This window comes from Comamonas terrae, from assembly GCF_001544075.1.
Classification (GTDB): domain Bacteria; phylum Pseudomonadota; class Gammaproteobacteria; order Burkholderiales; family Burkholderiaceae_C; genus Comamonas; species Comamonas terrae.
Genome location: NZ_BCNT01000007.1, coordinates 185,774 through 202,276, shown reverse-complemented (window position 1 = coordinate 202,276; position 16,503 = coordinate 185,774). Strand labels below are relative to the sequence as shown.

The 16,503-nt window shown below is 68.0% G+C and carries 21 protein-coding genes; 11 read left to right on the top strand and 10 right to left on the bottom strand.

Annotated features, from left to right (window positions below):
• Nucleotides 1-28 precede the first annotated feature (28 nt).
• Complete coding sequence (locus Cte04_RS12540; protein WP_245633364.1) at nucleotides 29-325, top strand: hypothetical protein; 297 nt, start codon at nucleotides 29-31, stop codon at nucleotides 323-325.
• Nucleotides 326-367: 42 nt separating this feature from the next.
• Here the strand turns inward: Cte04_RS12540 and Cte04_RS12535 are convergent, their stop codons facing one another.
• Complete coding sequence (locus tag Cte04_RS12535) at nucleotides 368-1,033, bottom strand: YitT family protein (RefSeq protein WP_066477878.1); 666 nt, start codon at nucleotides 1,031-1,033, stop codon at nucleotides 368-370.
• 202 nt (nucleotides 1,034-1,235) lie between these two features.
• Nucleotides 1,236-1,733, bottom strand: a complete 498-nt coding sequence (locus Cte04_RS12530; RefSeq protein WP_066477874.1) for a hypothetical protein — start codon at nucleotides 1,731-1,733, stop codon at nucleotides 1,236-1,238.
• Between the two features lie 188 nt (nucleotides 1,734-1,921).
• On the opposite strand from Cte04_RS12530, the gene Cte04_RS12525 reads away from it, so the two are divergent.
• The 9 genes from Cte04_RS12525 (at nucleotide 1,922) to Cte04_RS12485 (ending at nucleotide 9,057) form a co-directional block, all read left to right on the top strand.
• Nucleotides 1,922-2,128 carry a DUF3460 family protein gene (locus Cte04_RS12525; RefSeq protein ID WP_066477872.1) on the top strand — a complete coding sequence of 69 codons (207 nt, stop codon included), beginning with the start codon at nucleotides 1,922-1,924 and terminating at the stop codon, nucleotides 2,126-2,128.
• A 79-nt stretch (nucleotides 2,129-2,207) separates the two neighbouring features.
• A complete protein-coding gene (locus tag Cte04_RS12520; RefSeq protein ID WP_066477870.1) occupies nucleotides 2,208-3,071 on the top strand; it encodes a segregation and condensation protein A in 864 nt (287 codons plus the stop codon).
• 119 nt (nucleotides 3,072-3,190) lie between these two features.
• Nucleotides 3,191-3,829: a 7-carboxy-7-deazaguanine synthase gene (gene queE / locus Cte04_RS12515; protein WP_066477868.1), complete on the top strand. Its 639-nt coding sequence runs from the start codon at nucleotides 3,191-3,193 to the stop codon at nucleotides 3,827-3,829.
• 138 nt (nucleotides 3,830-3,967) lie between these two features.
• A complete protein-coding gene (locus Cte04_RS12510; protein ID WP_066477859.1) occupies nucleotides 3,968-4,375 on the top strand; it encodes a 6-pyruvoyl trahydropterin synthase family protein in 408 nt (135 codons plus the stop codon).
• A 48-nt stretch (nucleotides 4,376-4,423) separates the two neighbouring features.
• A complete protein-coding gene (gene nadB, locus Cte04_RS12505) occupies nucleotides 4,424-6,076 on the top strand; it encodes an L-aspartate oxidase (protein WP_066478148.1) in 1,653 nt (550 codons plus the stop codon).
• Nucleotides 6,077-6,150: 74 nt separating this feature from the next.
• Entirely contained in the window at nucleotides 6,151-6,531 is a 381-nt protein-coding gene (gene panD / locus Cte04_RS12500) for an aspartate 1-decarboxylase (protein WP_066477851.1), read from the top strand.
• 43 nt (nucleotides 6,532-6,574) lie between these two features.
• On the top strand, nucleotides 6,575-6,934 hold the full coding sequence (locus Cte04_RS12495; RefSeq protein ID WP_066477849.1) for a 5-carboxymethyl-2-hydroxymuconate Delta-isomerase: 360 nt from the start codon (nucleotides 6,575-6,577) through the stop codon (nucleotides 6,932-6,934).
• 110 nt (nucleotides 6,935-7,044) lie between these two features.
• Nucleotides 7,045-8,253 carry a CynX/NimT family MFS transporter gene (locus tag Cte04_RS12490; protein ID WP_157081973.1) on the top strand — a complete coding sequence of 403 codons (1,209 nt, stop codon included), beginning with the start codon at nucleotides 7,045-7,047 and terminating at the stop codon, nucleotides 8,251-8,253.
• A 90-nt stretch (nucleotides 8,254-8,343) separates the two neighbouring features.
• Entirely contained in the window at nucleotides 8,344-9,057 is a 714-nt protein-coding gene (locus Cte04_RS12485; RefSeq protein WP_066477839.1) for a tRNA-uridine aminocarboxypropyltransferase, read from the top strand.
• A gap of 25 nt (nucleotides 9,058-9,082) precedes the next feature.
• Here the strand turns inward: Cte04_RS12485 and yiaA are convergent, their stop codons facing one another.
• The 8 genes from yiaA to Cte04_RS12445 all read right to left on the bottom strand — a co-directional run bounded on the left by yiaA (nucleotide 9,083) and on the right by Cte04_RS12445 (nucleotide 15,363).
• A complete protein-coding gene (yiaA, locus tag Cte04_RS12480; protein ID WP_066477836.1) occupies nucleotides 9,083-9,604 on the bottom strand; it encodes an inner membrane protein YiaA in 522 nt (173 codons plus the stop codon).
• Nucleotides 9,605-9,737: 133 nt separating this feature from the next.
• Complete coding sequence (locus Cte04_RS12475; protein ID WP_066477833.1) at nucleotides 9,738-10,118, bottom strand: hypothetical protein; 381 nt, start codon at nucleotides 10,116-10,118, stop codon at nucleotides 9,738-9,740.
• 26 nt (nucleotides 10,119-10,144) lie between these two features.
• Complete coding sequence (locus Cte04_RS12470) at nucleotides 10,145-10,726, bottom strand: DUF4274 domain-containing protein (protein ID WP_066477829.1); 582 nt, start codon at nucleotides 10,724-10,726, stop codon at nucleotides 10,145-10,147.
• A 108-nt stretch (nucleotides 10,727-10,834) separates the two neighbouring features.
• A complete protein-coding gene (locus tag Cte04_RS12465; protein ID WP_066477826.1) occupies nucleotides 10,835-11,464 on the bottom strand; it encodes an aminotransferase class IV in 630 nt (209 codons plus the stop codon).
• Between the two features lie 10 nt (nucleotides 11,465-11,474).
• Nucleotides 11,475-12,704, bottom strand: a complete 1,230-nt coding sequence (pabB, locus tag Cte04_RS12460; RefSeq protein WP_066477823.1) for an aminodeoxychorismate synthase component I — start codon at nucleotides 12,702-12,704, stop codon at nucleotides 11,475-11,477.
• A gap of 74 nt (nucleotides 12,705-12,778) precedes the next feature.
• Nucleotides 12,779-13,963 (bottom strand): quinolinate synthase NadA, encoded by a 1,185-nt coding sequence (nadA, locus tag Cte04_RS12455; RefSeq protein ID WP_083526649.1) that lies wholly within the window; start codon nucleotides 13,961-13,963, stop codon nucleotides 12,779-12,781.
• Nucleotides 13,964-14,182: 219 nt separating this feature from the next.
• Nucleotides 14,183-14,497 carry a DUF4148 domain-containing protein gene (locus tag Cte04_RS12450; RefSeq protein ID WP_066477819.1) on the bottom strand — a complete coding sequence of 105 codons (315 nt, stop codon included), beginning with the start codon at nucleotides 14,495-14,497 and terminating at the stop codon, nucleotides 14,183-14,185.
• Between the two features lie 131 nt (nucleotides 14,498-14,628).
• On the bottom strand, nucleotides 14,629-15,363 hold the full coding sequence (locus Cte04_RS12445; protein ID WP_066477815.1) for a Crp/Fnr family transcriptional regulator: 735 nt from the start codon (nucleotides 15,361-15,363) through the stop codon (nucleotides 14,629-14,631).
• A 230-nt stretch (nucleotides 15,364-15,593) separates the two neighbouring features.
• Here Cte04_RS12445 and panB point away from each other — a divergent pair, with 230 nt between their 5' ends.
• On the top strand, nucleotides 15,594-16,478 hold the full coding sequence (gene panB, locus Cte04_RS12440; protein WP_066477812.1) for a 3-methyl-2-oxobutanoate hydroxymethyltransferase: 885 nt from the start codon (nucleotides 15,594-15,596) through the stop codon (nucleotides 16,476-16,478).
• The last annotated feature ends 25 nt before the right edge of the window (nucleotides 16,479-16,503 follow it).

Sequence of the window (16,503 nt, the reverse complement as noted above, 5' to 3'; positions counted from 1 at the left end):
GGATGGATCAAGCTCCTGCAAGCCATGGCTGGCAGGGGCTTTTTTGTGTTGTGCGCTTTCAGGCTGCACCGTGGTGAGCGTGGGCGCGGCGGCCGTCGGCGTCACGGCCACGGCCGTGGGCGTGGCGGCCGATGCAGCCGTGGGCACGGCCAAGCTGGTGGGCAAAGGCGTGGGCAAGGCCTATGACGCCGTGACGGACGACAAAGCCGACAACAGCGGCGTGAGCATCAGATACCGGGAAAGCGACCCCAACCATCCCTACCGGCCCGGACCGGGGGCCAGCAATGCGCGCGACCCGGCAGAGTACGCGCCGGACCCGCCCTGAGCAGGCCTGTGCCCTTTTCCCGAGGTCGCTGGAGATCGCAACTCAATTGCCCTGGTAGCGCCCGGGCCTGTGGCTGATCCAGAGGAACATGCTCATGATCACGGCAGCCAGCACCGAGTAGGCCACGCGCTCGAAAGGCACGATCCACAGCGCCAGCAGCACCACGGTGCAGTCGATCATCATCTGCACCTTGCCCGCGCGGATGCCGTAACGGTCCTGCAGATAGAGCGAGACGATGGTGGCTCCGCCCAGGCTGGAATGGTGGCGCGCCAGGAACAGGCAGCCCGAGCCCATGAGCAGGCCGCCCGCGACGGCCGCATACAGCGGGTTCAGGTAATCGATATGGATGAAGCGCGGCCCCACGTCGGCCATCAGCGCCAGCATGGCCACGGACACAAAGGTCTTGACCGTGAACTCCGCCCCCATGCGCTTCCAGGCGAACCAGTAGAACGGCAGGTTGATCACGAAGAAGATGGCGCCGAACGGCAGCCCCGTCACATAGTGCAGCAGGAATGCGATGCCCGCCGTGCTGCCCGTGAGCAGGCCGGCCTGGGCAAACAGCATCATGGTGATGGAAACGAACAGCGAGCCCGTGAACAGGGCCTGGGCATCCTCGAAGCGGCCATGGCGCAGGGCCGGCGGCGGGACGGAGGCGGAAACTGCAGGCTCCAGGGCGGAGGCCGCAGCGGTCGATAGCGGTGTGGACATGTCGGGGGTGGTGACAGCAAGGCAAGCACCCAGCGCCCGTGTGAGGCCTGGACCAGCAGCGCATCAAGGTATACCCTGATTGCGCTGGCCGGATTTTACGAACTACCGACTCTCCCTGGTAGAGATCCGGGTGCTGGACCCGGCATTTTTGTGCATTGCAGCAACCTCTGTAGGCTGGCCGCAACAGGCAGCGGCACCGGGCTCAGGGGCCGTCGTGCAGCTTCTCGTGGCTGCCGCTGCGCAGCACGCGCTCGTCGGGCCCGAAGGTGACGATGAACTCCATCTGGCGCGTGGGCGGATCGATCCAGTTCCACTCCCAGTCGGTCTCCTGCTTGAGCGCGTAGGGGATGGCCCTCGCCGGCTTGCCCAGCATGCGGCGCACCTGCTCCTGGGTCAGCCCGGGCACGATCTTCTCGAAGTTGTGCGGCGCCAGCACCTGGCGCAGCGCGCTCATCTTGCCGTCGGGGCCGATGGTGATCATGTAATTGCGCGTGCCCGCGGGCTGGCGGTTGTACTCGAAAGTGCGCGAGCCGTCGGCTTCGGGCCAGATGCGCTCGGGATCGCCGAAGCGCTCGCGCACATCGGCCTCGGTGGACAGGCCTTCCTCCAGCTCCTTGATCTTCTGCTGATCGCAGCCAGCCAGTGCCAGTGCGCCGAAGACGGCCACCGCAGCGAGGGCCAGACGGGAAAAAATATTCATGGGCATGCATCACAAAAGTGCCGGACACAGGCCGATTCTGGCAGCATCCGCGTCCGGGCTGCGCGCCCGTCTGCAAACGCTTGTCAAAACCGCTGCCGGTACGGCGGCCGCCGCAACGCCAAAGGGCCGCTGCCTGCCCCCGCACGCGCAACCGGCTAAAATCCGCGGTTCTGAGAGGTTTTACGCATATGTCCTTCTTCCGCCGCCCCGATTACCGTTCCGACACCACCAATTTCCTCAACGATCTGAAAAAGCAGAATCCCGGGCTGTCCGAGCAACAGGTCGCCGGCCGTGCGCTGCTGTGGGACAAGAACGTGAACCAGGAAGTCTGGGAAGACCTGCGCGCCGGCCGCGTGGACCAGAAGCCCTACGTCTACCAGACCAACCCGTCCTGACCGGTTGGCGGCTCCGAATGGAATTGGCCTGCAGCGCCGATGCAGCATGCGCCATGCGCTCCTTTGTGCATAGCAGCCCATGAACGAGCCGCGCCCTCCGCAGGCCCTGGCCGCCGCCAGCGGCGCCGGACTCCCGCCGGATGCCTCGCAGGACCTGGTCGACCAGGTGGCCCTGGCGCGCCTGTACGGCGAGCCCCTGTTCGCACTGCCCCAGGACCTGTACATCCCGCCCGATGCGCTGGAAGTCTTCCTCGAAGCCTTCGAAGGCCCGCTGGACCTGCTGCTGTACCTGATCCGCAAGCAGAACTTCAACATCCTCGACATTCCCATGCAGGATGTGACGCGCCAGTACATGGCCTATGTGGACGAGATCCGCAGCCGCAACCTGGAGCTCGCGGCCGAATACCTGCTGATGGCGGCCATGCTGATCGAGATCAAGTCGCGCATGCTGCTGCCGCCCAAGAAGCAGGAGGATGGCGAGGAGGCCGAAGACCCGCGCGCCGAACTGGTGCGCCGCCTGCTCGAGTACGAGCAGATGAAGCTCGCGGCCCAGCAACTGGGCCAGCTGCCCCAGTACGGACGCGACTTCCTCAAGGCCACGGTCTATATCGAGCAAAGCCTGCAGCCGCGCTTTCCCGACGTGGAGGTCGGCGAGCTGCAGGCCGCCTGGCGCGACATCCTCAAGCGCGCCAAGCTGGTGCAAAGCCACAAGATCACGCGCGAGGAGCTGTCGGTGCGCGAGTACATGAGCCAGATCCTCAAGCAGCTGCAGGGCCAGCGCTTCGTGGAGTTCGAGCGCATCTTCAATCCCGAGAAGGGCTCGACCGTGCTGGTCGTGACCTTCATCGCCATGCTGGAGCTGGCCAAGGAAACGCTGATCGAGATCACCCAGGCCGAGGCCTTCGCCCCCATCTACGTGCGCCTGGCCTATACCCCCGTCTGAGTCCGCAGATACCCCGGCCACCCACCCTGCTTTTCATGCCTGCGCTGCAGTCAACGCCAGTCAGGACTTACATTCGCCCACTTCCTGCACCCAACAGCTCCTGAAGCGCAAACCCAGGCATGACATACAGCGTCAAAGAAATCTTCTACACCCTGCAGGGCGAAGGCGGCCAGGCGGGCACGCCGGCCGTGTTCTGCCGCTTTGCGGGCTGCAACCTCTGGAGCGGCCGGGAGCAGGACCGCGCCAGCGCCGTCTGCCGGTTCTGCGATACCGACTTCGTGGGCACGGACGGCACGCTGGGCGGCAAGTTCGCCACGGCCGACGAACTGGCCGAGCGCATCCTCGCGCAGTGGCCCGCGCAGGACAGCCGGCACCGCATGGTAGTGCTCACGGGCGGGGAGCCGCTGCTGCAGGTCGATGCGGCCCTGGTGGATGCCTTGCATGCACGCGGTTTCCGCATTGCGGTGGAAAGCAACGGCACGGTGGCCGCACCCGAGGGCATCGACTGGCTGTGCATCAGCCCCAAGGCCGGTGCGGAATGGGTGCAGCGCAGCGGCCAGGAGCTCAAGCTGGTCTGGCCCCAGCCGGGCTTCAACCTGGAGGCCATCGTCGCCGGCACCGACTTCGCCCATTACTTTCTGCAGCCCATGGACAACGCCCTGCAGGCCGACAACACAGCGGCCTGCATCGCGCAATGCCTGCAGCACCCGGCATGGCGCCTGAGCCTGCAGACCCACAAGCTCACCGGCATCCGCTGAAGCAATGAAACACCCCCTGAGTCGCTACACGCCTTCCCCCTTGCTGGGGGACGACAGCCTCGCTGCGGGGCGCTCCTTGCCCGCTGTCCCTGGTGTTCGTACGCGCCGGTTTCATGCGCAGCGCCATGGATAACTGATATGCAATTTACCGTTCACCAGCGCTTTTTCTTCGATGCCGCCCACACGCTGGAGCGCGCCATCGAAACCGAAGGCAGCCGCCGCATCCATGGCCACACCTACTGGGCCGAAGTCAGCGTGACCGGCCCGCGCAATCCCGACAACGGCATGGTCATCGACCTGGGCCATCTGCGCGCCCGGCTCGCGCTATTGCGCGAACAGCTGGACCACCATTTCCTCGACGAGATTCCCGGCCTGGGCAAGCCCACGCTGGAAAACCTGAGCCTGTTCATCGCCAAGTCCCTGGCCGACCTGCAGCCTGCGCCCAGCCGCGTGCGCGTATGGCGCGACAGCATCGGCGACGGCTGTGTGCTCGACCTGAGCGCCAGCGACTACGCCGCAGGCGGCACGGACGCCTCCGGTATCTGACCCTTCCACGCCCATCCAATGGCCAACGGCCCCCATGCCATGCCCCCGATGCCGACCTCCTCGACCGACTCCCGCAGCCAGAACGTTTCGCCTGCCGAGCAGGCACTGGATTTCGATGTACTCATCGTGGGCAGCGGGCTGGCCGGCCTGACCGCCGCGCTGCAGCTGGCGCCCACGCGGCGCGTGGCCTTGCTCACCAAGCAAGGCCTCAATGACGGCGCCAGTGCCTGGGCCCAGGGCGGCATCGCGGCCGTGCTGGCCGAGGACGACAGCTTCGACGCCCATGTGCAGGACACGCAGGTGGCCGGTGCCGGCCTGTGCGACCTGGCCGCCACGCGCTTCGTGGTGGAGAACGCGCCTGCCGCCATTGCCTGGCTGCGCAGCCTGGGCGTGCCTTTTTCGGAAGAGGACGGCCAGCCCGGCGCGCTGCACCTGACGCGCGAAGGCGGCCACAGCGCTCGGCGCATCGTCCATGCGGCCGATGCCACGGGCGCGGCCGTGCAAGCCAGCCTGCTCGCGCAGCTGCGCGCCACGCCCCATGTCACGGTGTTCGAGCAGCATACGCTGGTGGACCTGATCACCGCCCGCAGGCTGGGCCTGGCCGGCCCCGACCGCTGCCTGGGCCTCCATGCCCTGGACGAGTCCCGAGACCGCGTGCGCAGCTTTCGCGCGCCGCACACCATCCTGGCCACGGGCGGCGCGGGCCAGGTCTACCTGCACACCACCAATCCCGGAACCGCCACGGGCGACGGCATCGCCGCCGCCTGGCGCGCGGGCTGCCGCGTGGCCAACCTGGAGTTCATCCAGTTCCACCCCACCAGCCTGTGCCATCCCCAGGCCGGGAGCTTTCTGATCAGCGAGGCCGTGCGCGGCGAAGGCGGACGGCTTCTGCTGCCCGAGTCGGCCGGGGGCACGCGCTTCATGCCGCAGCACGACGGGCGCGCCGAACTGGCGCCGCGCGACATCGTGGCCCGCGCCATCGACTTCGAAATGAAGCAGCACGGCCTGGACTGCGTGCACCTGGACATCTCGCACCAGAGCCCCGAATTCCTGCAGGCCCACTTTCCCAACATCAAGGCACGCTGCGCCGGGCTGGGCATAGACATCACGCGCGAGCCCATCCCGGTGGTGCCCGCCGCCCACTACACCTGCGGCGGCGTGCTCGCCGATCTGGCGGGCCGCACCGACCTGCCCGGCCTCTACGCCCTGGGCGAGACCGCCTGCACCGGCCTGCATGGCGCCAACCGCCTGGCCAGCAACTCCCTGCTCGAATGCATGGTGTTCGCGCGCGCGGCGGGGCAGGCCATCAACGAGGCCGCCGCAGCGGGCGCCGCGCTGCCGCCGCTGCCCGCCTGGGACGAAAGCCGCGTGAGCGACGCCGACGAGCGCGTGGTCATCACCCACAACCGGGACGAGCTGCGCCGCTTCATGTGGGACTACGTGGGCATCGTGCGCACCGACAAGCGCCTGGCGCGCGCGGCGCGGCGCATTGCGCTGCTGCAGGGCGAGATCGACGAGTTCTACGCCCGCTTCCACGTCAGCCGCGAGCTGCTGGAGCTGCGCAACCTGGTGCAGGTGGCCGATCTCATCGTGCGTTCGGCCCGGCTGCGCCGCGAAAGCCGCGGCCTGCACTTCAGCCGCGACTGGCCGCAGACGGCCGCGCCCGCGGCGCCCACCATCCTGGTGCCGCCCGCACGCTGAGCGGCCGGCATCGCATAGACTCGCGAGAATTTCCTAGCAACCACCAGCCCCCGCCGGGCACAGAGAGAGACAACATGTTCCGCACCATGCTCAAGTCCAAGATCCACCGCGTCAAAACCACGCAGTGCGAGCTGCATTACGAAGGTTCCTGCGCCATCGACGAGGATCTGCTGGACGCCGCCAACATCGCCGAGAACGAACAGGTCCATATCTGGAACGTCGACAACGGCGAACGCTTCGTGACCTATGCGATCAAGGGCGAGCGCGGCAGCGGCATGATCTCGGTCAACGGCTCGGCAGCGCGCCGCGCCGCCGTGGGCGACCTGCTCATCATCGCCGCCTTCGCCCAGGTGCACGAAAATGACGTGGCCGAGCACCAGCCCCAGCTGGTCTTCGTGGACGCGCAAAACCGCAAGGTCGAGCTGCGCCACAAGGTGCCCACCCAGATGCTCTGAGCGCACCCGCGCGCCGCACTTCCCTTCCCCGCAAGAGACCAACATGCCCCACCTGCACATCGAATACACCGACAACCTCACCGGCCTGAACGAGCGCGAGCTGATGCGCGAACTCAACGCCGTGGTCTGCGCCCATCCCACGGTGGCCGACGAGGCCGACGTCAAGGCCCGCATCGCACGCCTGTCGGACTTCTACATCGGCAACCAGCCCGACAACCGCGGCTTCGTGCATGTGCAGCTGCAGCTCATGGCCGGCCGCACCGAGCAGGCCAAGAAGGAAATGTCGGACGGCCTGGCCGCCGTGCTGCGCCGCCTCGTGCCCCAGCCCGCGGGCATCATGGTCCAGCTCAGCGTGGACGTGGCCGACATGGACAAGGCCACCTATTTCAAGGGCCGTCTGTAATCGCTGCGCGACCCGCGCCCTTGGCCCTGCCCGCCGCACCCCGTGCCGGCGGGCATCGCTTTTTGTCCTGTCCGGCAGCGCGGCGGCGCATCGGATAAAGTCCGGCGACCATGACCGCGCCGCACACACCTTCTACCGCCACCCGTTCCACGCACTGGCTGCTGGCCCTGAGCCTGATCCTCATCGCCTGCAATCTGCGCCCGGTGTTCGGCAGCCTCTCGGTGGTGCTGCCCGAGATCATGCGCGACACCGGCCTGTCCGCCACGGGCGCCAGCGTGCTGACCACGCTGCCCATTCTGTGCCTGGGCGTGTTCTCGCTGCCCACGCCGGGGCTGTCGCGCCGCTTCGGCGCCGAGCGCGTGCTGCTGCTCGCGCTGCTGCTGATCGCCGGCGGCACGCTGCTGCGCGCCGTGGGCAGCATTGCCGCCCTTTTTGCGTCGGCCGTGCTGGCCGGCGCCGGCATCGCCATGGGCAATGTGCTGCTACCCGGGCTGATCAAGCGCAGCTTTGCCACCCGGGCAGCGCTGATGATGGGCCTCTACACCCTGGCCGTGTGCGCAGGCGCCTCGTCGGCCGCAGCCTTCACCGTGCCCATGGAGATGCACTGGTTCGGCGGCGCCTGGGCTCCGGCGCTGGCCGCCTGGACAGGGCTGGCACTGCTGGCGCTGCTGGTCTGGACACCCCAGGCCTTGCGTGCCGCGCCCGTGAAGACCGATGCCGCCGCCCATGCGGGCAGCCTGCTGCGCTCGGCCCTGGCCTGGCAGGTGACGCTGTTCATGGGCCTGCAGTCGGCGCTGGCCTATATCGTCATGGGGTGGCTGGCGCCCATCCTGCGCGAGCGCGGCATCGCCAGCGAGACTGCCGGCTACCTGGTGGCAGCCTCCATCCTCATGCAGCTGGTGGCCAGCCTGTTCACGCCGCCGCTGGCCGCGCGCCTGCCCAACCAGCGCGGCTTTGCCCTGGCCCTGTCGGCCATGATCCTCGCGGCCTTCCTGGGCCTGCTGTGGGGGCCGCTGGGCGCGCCCATGTGGGCCTGGGCCGTTTTGCTGGGCCTGGGCCAGGGCGGCTCGTTCGCGCTGGCATTGAGCCTGATCGTCATGCGCAGCGGCAATATGCAGACCACGGCCCGGCTGTCGGCCATGGCTCAGGGCTGGGGCTATGCGCTGGCGGCCTGGGGCCCGCTGCTGGTGGGCGTGCTGCGCAGCATGACCGGCAGCTATCTGTCCTCGGTCTGGCTGGTCGTGCTGCTGTGCATTGCCACGGCAATCGCCGGCTGGGGCGCGGGCCGCAACCTGCAGGTGCAGACCTCGTACTCCTGAAACCATAGCTGGCTGCGCTGGGTACAACTGATATTTTGGCTGCCATTCATCTGAAAACCTTGCCAGCCATGCGCTGACCGCTGCGATTGCATGAGCACTTCCGATAGCCCTACCGCCACCCGCCTGCGCTGCCCGCAATGCCGGCGCGCGCTGCGCACCTGCGTCTGCGCGCTGGCCCGGGCCGTGCCGCACGAGGTTCAGGTGCTCATCCTCATGCACCCCATGGAAGTGCACGAAGCCAAGGGCACGGGCCATCTGCTGCACCTGTGCCTGCCGCACAGCCGGCTGCTGGTGGGCGAATGCTTCGATGCAGCCGCGCTGCGGCAGGCCCTGTACGGGGATTGGGACGAAACCGCAGGCGCCGGACCGCGCCACAGCGTGCTGCTCTACCCCGACACGGGGCTGCAGGACGCGGCCCTCGGGCTGGCCGCCGCGGCGCCGCTGCCCACGCCCTGGCCCTGCGCGCCATCAGGGCTGCGCCTGGTCGTCCTCGACGGAACCTGGCGCAAAAGCCGCAAGATGCTTTATGCGAATCCGGCTCTGCAGTCCCTGCCGCGCCTGGCCCTGGAGGATGTGCCGGCCGGTCGCTATGCGATCCGCAAGGCGCATCTGCCGGAGCAGTTGTCCACCTTCGAAGCCACCGCTCTGGCCCTGGGCCAGTTGCAGGGCTGGACCGACGGCGCGCCGCAGCACGCACGGCTGCAATCGGTGTTCTCGGACTTCATGGCCCAGCAGGCCGCCATGCGGGACGCAAACCGGAGCCCCCAGGCAAAAAGCCCGCAGGGCCAGCCTGCAGGCTTTTGAATCCGTAGCGCAAACGGGCTTCACTTCATCGGTTCGACTCCAGTTGCTGCACGGCTTCGATGGCCCGGGCAGCTTCGGCCGCCGCAGTGCGCTCGGCCTTGGCGTTGCGCTTGGCGCTGCCCATATCGTCGGGCACGCGGGCCGGGTCGGCCAGGTTGTCGCGGGTGTTCTTCTGCACCGCAATCGCACCGAACAGGGCCAGCGCAAAGGCCATGGCGTAAAAGCCTTTTTCGCTCAGCTGCAGCGCGGCATTGAACAGGCCCGTGCCCAGCAGCAGCACCGCGATGATCAGCGCCATCCAGCTGATGCCGTAGTAGATGCCCGTGACGGCAATGCCTTCGAGCCGGTCGCGCACCGTTTTCTGCAGCGAGATGGCCGCATACAGGCCCAGCACCAGCACGGCGAAGTAATAGCCTTTCTCGTTGAGCTGCATGCCCGCATTCCACAGCCCCGCCATGAAAGCCACGATGCCCAGCAGCAGGGCGGCCCAGGAGGCGGCAACAAAGGCCGAGGAAGGCTTGTGGCTGTGCAGTTGCGGTGTGCTCATCGGTTTGCTCCAGAAGTTATGGTGCCGCGATGGTGGCCTCAGCCCACATGTTTTTCCACCCAAAAACCGCCAGGTATCACAAAACGATACCCAAAGCGTTCCAACGCGCCACACGACGGGCTGCAGAATGCATTCAACGGGCGAAGAAGAAGCGCACCAGCGCCCAGGACAGCGCGAACAGGAAACCGTAGAAGAAATGGTTGATGCGCAGCAGCGGCTCCCCCCGGCGCGCGCGCCAGGCGCCCATGGCGGCCATCAATGCGCCCACGGCCACGGGCGTGAACAGCAGGTTGAGCCAGCGCAGCGGCCCCGCGGGCGTGAGGTGATGGCCCAGCACGAGCAGGCTGAGCCCGCCCAGCACGGCACCGAAGATCATGTAGCCCAGCGCGGCCAGCCAGGGATTGGGCGGCCGGCGAAACGGCTCGGCCAGCGAATGCAGGCCCAGCTCCACCAGGGCCTCGCCCACGACCTGCAGCAAAAACTCGCCCAGCAGCTGCAGCAGAAACTCAAGCACGGGCCGGCGGCCGGCCGGGCCGGAGTTCAGTCATCGATATCGGCATCGCTGTCGGACTCGTCCTCGATGGCGCTGTTGAGCTCTTCCTGCACATGGGGCGGCATGCCTTCGTCCCAGCCGTTGTCGTCGCAATAGGCATAGATGTCGATCTGCTCTCCGGGCACGGGCTCGAACATGATCGGGGGAATGGTCCAGGCCGCCTCCTTGGCCGGCACGGCCTCGGCCGTCCAGTCGTAGCCCGGGTGCTTGGGATTGCCCGTGGGCGATGCCAGGTCGTTGCGCGGGTCCCAGCCTATGGAGGGCGCCGCAAGGTCGCCCCTGGCAAAGCGCTGGTGCAGCGCCTGGATCTGGTGCCAGCCCGTGCGGTTGACCGCAGGCACCTTGTCCTCCGACGCATAGTGCTGGTAGTAGGCAGGCTGCAGATACCAGTACAGCGCCTTGGCCACCGCCGGCTCCAGCCGGGGCTGCTTGATGATCCAGTCCACCAGCGCCCCGTTGCCGTCATAGTTCATGGTACAGACCGTGGCCAGCCATTGCACGGGCTTGGCATCGGCCAGGAATTCCTGCATCAGGTCGAGATACAGCGCATCAAAGTCCTCGTCTTCCATGGTGCCGTCTCCGTTGTGTGGTTGAGGGCAGCGCCGCACAAGCACCTCGCGCGCGTCGCGAAGAGCCGTTCAACGTCGCCTTGGGCCATTGTGTCACGCGCGCCGCAGTCAATGCGCACTGATCAGCTGTGCCTCCAGCCAGCCGCGCAGGCTGTTGACAAAGGCCCAGCCCTCGATCTGCGGCACCTCGTCGATGCGCACCACGCGCTCGCTCACGCGCCCCTGGGACAGCGCCAGCGCGCGGCCCACGCCGGGCAGCAGCCCACAGGCCAGCGGCGGCGTGACCCAGCGGCCATCCAGCTGCATGCAGACATTGCCGCGCGTGCCTTCGGTGATCTCGCCGTTGTCGTTGTGCAGCACCACGTCGAACACGTGAGCGCCGCGGGGGCGGAAAGCGTTGTAGTGCGCGCGGCGCGAGGTCTTGAAGCGCACCCAATCGCTTTGCGCCACGCTGTTGGCTATCGGCTGCTGCGCCAGCTCCAGCCGCACGGGCGTAGCCGAGGGCTGCAGCGGCTCTGCGGCCATCTGCACCTGTCCCTGCGCATCCAGCGCCAGCCGCACGCGCCAGTCGCCGGCCGTCTTCTGCTGTTGCAGCGCCTGCATCTGCGCTTCCAGCGCCGCCTGGTGCAAGGGATAGCCGAAGTGCTGGGCCGCGATCTGCAGCCGCGCCCAGTGCAGCGGCCAGTTCTGCCAGCGGCCGTCCTTCAGGGCCAGGGTTTCCAGAATTTCAAAGTCCATTCATTCCTCTTCAAAGCGCTTGGATCGCCGCCAATCCTGCCAGAAACCGCTGCTTGTGCTGCCATTCCTGCCACTCGGCCTCGGCCGTGGCGCTGGCCGTGATGCCGCTGCCGATGCCGCAGCGCAGCGCCTGCCCCTGCAGCGCCACGGTGCGGATGGGCACGTTGAACGTGGCATGGATGCCGCCGGGCCTGGCCGAGGGCCGCACCACCCCCAGGGCGCCGCAATAGATGCCGCGCGGCTCCGGCTCCAGCGCGCGGATCAGGCGCATGGCCTGGCGCTTGGGCGCGCCCGTGATCGAGCCGCAGGGAAACAGCGCGGCAAAGACATCGCGCAGGCGGATGCCGGGCCGGGTGCGGGCCTCCACGTCCGAGGTCATCTGCCAGACCGCCGGCAGCGGCTCGGCATGGAACAGCCGCGGCACCCTGACGCTGTGCGGCACGGCGATGCGCGAAAGGTCGTTGCGCAGCAGGTCCACGATCATCACGTTCTCGGCCCGCTCCTTGGGAGAGGCGCGCATGGCCTGCATGCGCGCCTCGTCCTCCTGCGGCGTGGCGCCGCGCGGCGCCGTGCCCTTCATGGGGCGCGTGAGAATGCGCTCGCCGTCCCAGTCGAAGAACAGCTCGGGCGAGACGGACAGGGCCTGCATGCCGCCGCCGTCGACCATGGCCGCATAGCCGCCGGGCTGGGCCCGGCGCAGGCGCGCAAACAGCGCATGGGCGGTCTGCCGCGCGCTCAGGCCTTCCGCGCCGCCGAGCCGGCCCTTGAGGGGCGAGGTGTAGTTGACCTGATAGCAGTCGCCGGCGGCAATGGCCGCATGGATGCGGGCCACGTCGGCATCAAAGCGCGCGCGCCCGCCTGGCTCCGGTTGCCATTGCACATGCAGGACATCCGGCGACGGCTGCGGCAGAACGTCCGCGCCCAAGGCATCCGGTGCCTCGTGCACGCCGAACCAGGCCAGGGGCGACCTGCTGCCCGGTTCATGCACCGCGCCGGTGTGCACCGCGCCGGTATGCACCGCGCCGGCATAGGCCTTGTCCAGGCCGGCCGCCGCCTCGTAGGCCAGCCAGCCCACGCACCAGCGGCCGCCTTCGGCCGCCTGCTGCACGGCGTCGAGCACGGCCGGAACCTGCTGCGGCTCATGGGCTGCCAGCACCTGCAGCGGCGGCGCAAAGCCCCATTGCAGCCGGTCGGCCCCGGCATCCCGGGGATTGGTGAAATCGATGACGGAGGAATACAAGGGAAAAAGGTCTCAAACGCAGAGCTGGCGAGCGCAAGCCGCTATCAAAGCAGGATGGCGCAAGCAGGCAGGCATCACGCCGCGCCCAGATGGGGCACCAGGCGCGGCACCAGGGACGCCGCCGCATGCCGGCCCTGCGCCTTGAGGGCCGCGGTAAAGCCCAGCATGCGGTCTATGGGCAGGCGTGCCCGCTTCACCAGGTCGGCAGGCACGTGGACTGCATTGTCCCCGGTTTCCAATACCCTGAGCACGTCGGCCAGGCCGTTCATGGCCATCCACGGACAGTGCGCGCAGCTCTTGCAGGTGGCACTGCTGCCGGCCGTGGGCGCCTCCATGAAGCGCTTGTGGGGCAGCAGCTGGCGCAGCTTGTGCAGCAGGCCGTTGTCGGTGGCCACGATGAACTCCTGCGCGTCCAGGGTCTTGGCGGCCTGGATGATGGCGCTGGTGGAACCCACGGCATGCGCCATGGCCACGATCTCGGCCGAGCTTTCGGGGTGCGCCAGCAGCCTGGCGCCGGGATGCTCCTGCATCAGCGCCTGCAGCTCGAAGGCCTTGAACTCGTCGTGCACGATGCAGGCGCCGTTCCACAGCAGCATGTCCGCGCCGGTCTGCTCCTGGATGTAGCGGCCCAGGTGGCGGTCGGGCGCCCACAGGATCTTGTGGCCGGCCTCCTTGAGGGCGGCGACCACCTCCAGCGCGCAGCTGGAGGTGACCACCCAGTCGGCGCGCGCCTTGACCTCGGCGCTGGTATTGGCATAGACCACCACGGTGCGGTCGGGATGCAGGTCGCAAAAGGCCGAGAAGTCGGCCGCCGGGCAGCCCAGGTCCAGCGAGCAGGTGGCGTCCTGGTCGGGCATGAGCACGGTCTTCTCGGGCGAGAGGATCTTGGCTGTCTCGCCCATGAAGCGCACGCCCGACACCACCAGGGTCTGCGCCGCATGGTCGCGCCCGAAGCGTGCCATCTCCAGCGAATCGCTGACGATGCCGCCGGTCTCCTCGGCCAGGTCCTGCAGGTCGGGATGCACATAGAAGTGCGAGACCATCACCGCGTTGCGCTTTGCCAGCTCCGTGCGGATACGGTTCTTGAGCCGCTGCCGCTCGGCGGGCGCGGGTTCGGCCGGCACGCGCGCCCAGGCATGGCGCGTGGTGCAGGCCGTGGCCTGCGGCAGGGCCTGGTTCCATTGCGGCAACTCGTATTCCACGGTCTTGCGCGCGGCCGGGTGGTCTGAATGGGAGCGCGTAGGCAGCGCTGTCAGCATGGGGTCTCCTCCGTTGCCATGGGCCGCTTTTTGTGGATGGCGGCTGGATTGAAAGACGGGCAGCATACAGTCACCCAGGTGACAGCCGCAAGCCGCCGGCGCCGCAAAAGCGGCGTCTCCGGCGGAAAACTGCTTCAGCGGATTTCCATCCAATGGCATGGCCGGCCCGCGCGCTCGGGCACGCGCCGCGGCGGGAGGGCGCAGGCAAGGCAACCCCGCTCACCTGCCGGCCGGGGGCTGCGACTCGTACCTGGCCACGGCCTCCCGGTAGTCCGGCCCGGCCAGCAGGCGCTGGTACTCGGCATAGGCCCGGCGGTATTCGGCGCTCTGCTCGGATTCCACATAGCCGGTGGGCGATGGCAGATAGCCCAGGCCCGAGCGCTGGAACATTTCCAGATCGGCCAGCACCTCGGCACGGCTTCTGAAGGCGGCCGCCATGCCCTCGCCGGCAGATGCCGGGGCATTCTCGGCCATGGCGGCAGCGGAGACGGCGGCCACCGCAGCGGCAACAAACAAGCTGGTGAGGGAGCGCATGTTCAGTCCTTTCGGCTCGCCGAAGCGTCCAGGAAATCTGCCTCGCCGCGGCAAGGACTGAACTATGTGCCGGCTCCTGGCGATAGTCTGTACGTTTTCTCACGCCAAAAGCAATTTCGCGGTGCCGGCCGTCAGCGCACCTCATCCAGCAGCAGGCGCAGGCCGTCGACGCGGCAAATGCGCAGGTTGCGCCCCTCGCGCCGCAGCAGGCCCAGGCGCGCCAGCCGCGCCATCTCGCGCGCGACTTCCTCGCGGCTGGTGCCCAGCATCAGGGCCAGATCGCTCTGGCGCGGCGCGGGCGCCAGCAGGGCCTGGTCGTCCGCGATGCCCGCATGCTCTGCCAGCTCCAGCAGCAGGGCATGCAGGCGTCCGCGCACCGACAGCGTGCCCTGGCGGACCAGGCGCCGCGCGAGCACGCCGGTCATCTCGCCCAGATGCTGGACCATGGCCCGCATGACCAGAATCTCGCTCATGATCAGCGCCTCCATCTCCTCGGACGAAAGCGAGGCCACCAGGCTTTCCTGCACCGCATGCACCTGCACCAGCACATGCTGCGATGGCTGTGGCGGCGCAAATGCACCGAAGAAGAACCCCGGCTCCAGGTGTCCCAGAATCATGGTGCGGCCGCTGGCACTGCAGCTGCCCAGGCTCAGCAGGCCACCGACCAGCACATACGTGCGCCGGTCCGTATAAGGGCCATGCAGCATCTGCCCGGGCTGCAGCCGGTGCCACCGGCATTGCGCAGCCAGCAAGGCCAGTTTTTCGTCCGACAGCGACCGCAGCCAGCCCACTCCGCGCAGGCCTTGCCAGGCCACGGACGCGGCAATCGGCAAGGCCGACGGAAACTCCTGCGCATCCAAGGGCATACCGATGACCTCAAGCGGGAAAAGACGGAACGCATAACGCCAGACGCCGTGCGGCCGGACCGGGCCGCCGGTACAGCATAGTATCGGTGCATCAGCCATGCACAGTCTATTTACGGTTGTTATGCCAACCCCGCATCGCATAGACTCGCGGGCAATTTGCCCTGTAATGTGCAAGCGCCCCCGGCCTGGCGCCTGCACGTTTCCTGGCCGACCAAGACAAAGGAGACCCCATGTCCGCCACAGCAGCCACCGCCACAGGCACGCCCTACGGCACCATCCCCCCCGCTTCGCCGCTGCCCCAGCGCCGCCCCATCAGCCTGCCGCGGCTGGCGCAGATGCGCGCGGCCGGCGAGAAGATCACCATGCTCACGGCCTATGACGCCACGTTTGCCGCCGTGGCCGACGCCGCCGGCGTGGAATGCATTCTGGTGGGCGACTCGCTGGGCATGGTCTGCCAGGGCCTGCACAGCACCGTGGGCGTGACGCTGGAGGACATGGCCTACCACACGGCCAGCGTCACGCGCGGCCTGCACCGGGCCCAGGGCACGGCCTGGGTGATCGCCGACCTGCCCTACGGCAGCTATGCGGAAAGCCGCGAACAGGCCTTGCGCAGCAGCTGCGCCCTGATGCAGGCCGGGGCCCACATGGTCAAGCTCGAGGGCGGCGGCTGGACAGCCCCTACCGTGGAATTCCTGGTGGAGCGCGGCATTCCCGTCTGCGCCCACCTGGGCCTGACGCCGCAGACCGTGCACGCGCTGGGCGGCTACCGCGTGCAGGGCAAGGACGACGTGGCGGCCAACACGCTGCGCCGCCATGCCCACGCCTTGCAGGATGCCGGCGCCTCCATGCTGGTGCTGGAGATGGTGCCCGCGGCCCTGGCCGCCAGCCTGACCGAGGAGCTGCAGCACTGCCACACCATCGGCATAGGCGCGGGCAGCGGCACGGCCGGCCAGGTGCTGGTGCTGCACGACATGCTGGGCGTGAACCTGGGCAAGATGGCCAAGTTCGTGCACAACTTCATGCAGGATGCGGGCAGCGTCAAGGGAGCCATGCAGGCCTATGTGGAAGCCGTCAAGAACGGCTCCTTCCCCAACAACGAACTGCATGCCTGGTAGGCCCGGCAGGCAGCACCGCGACTTT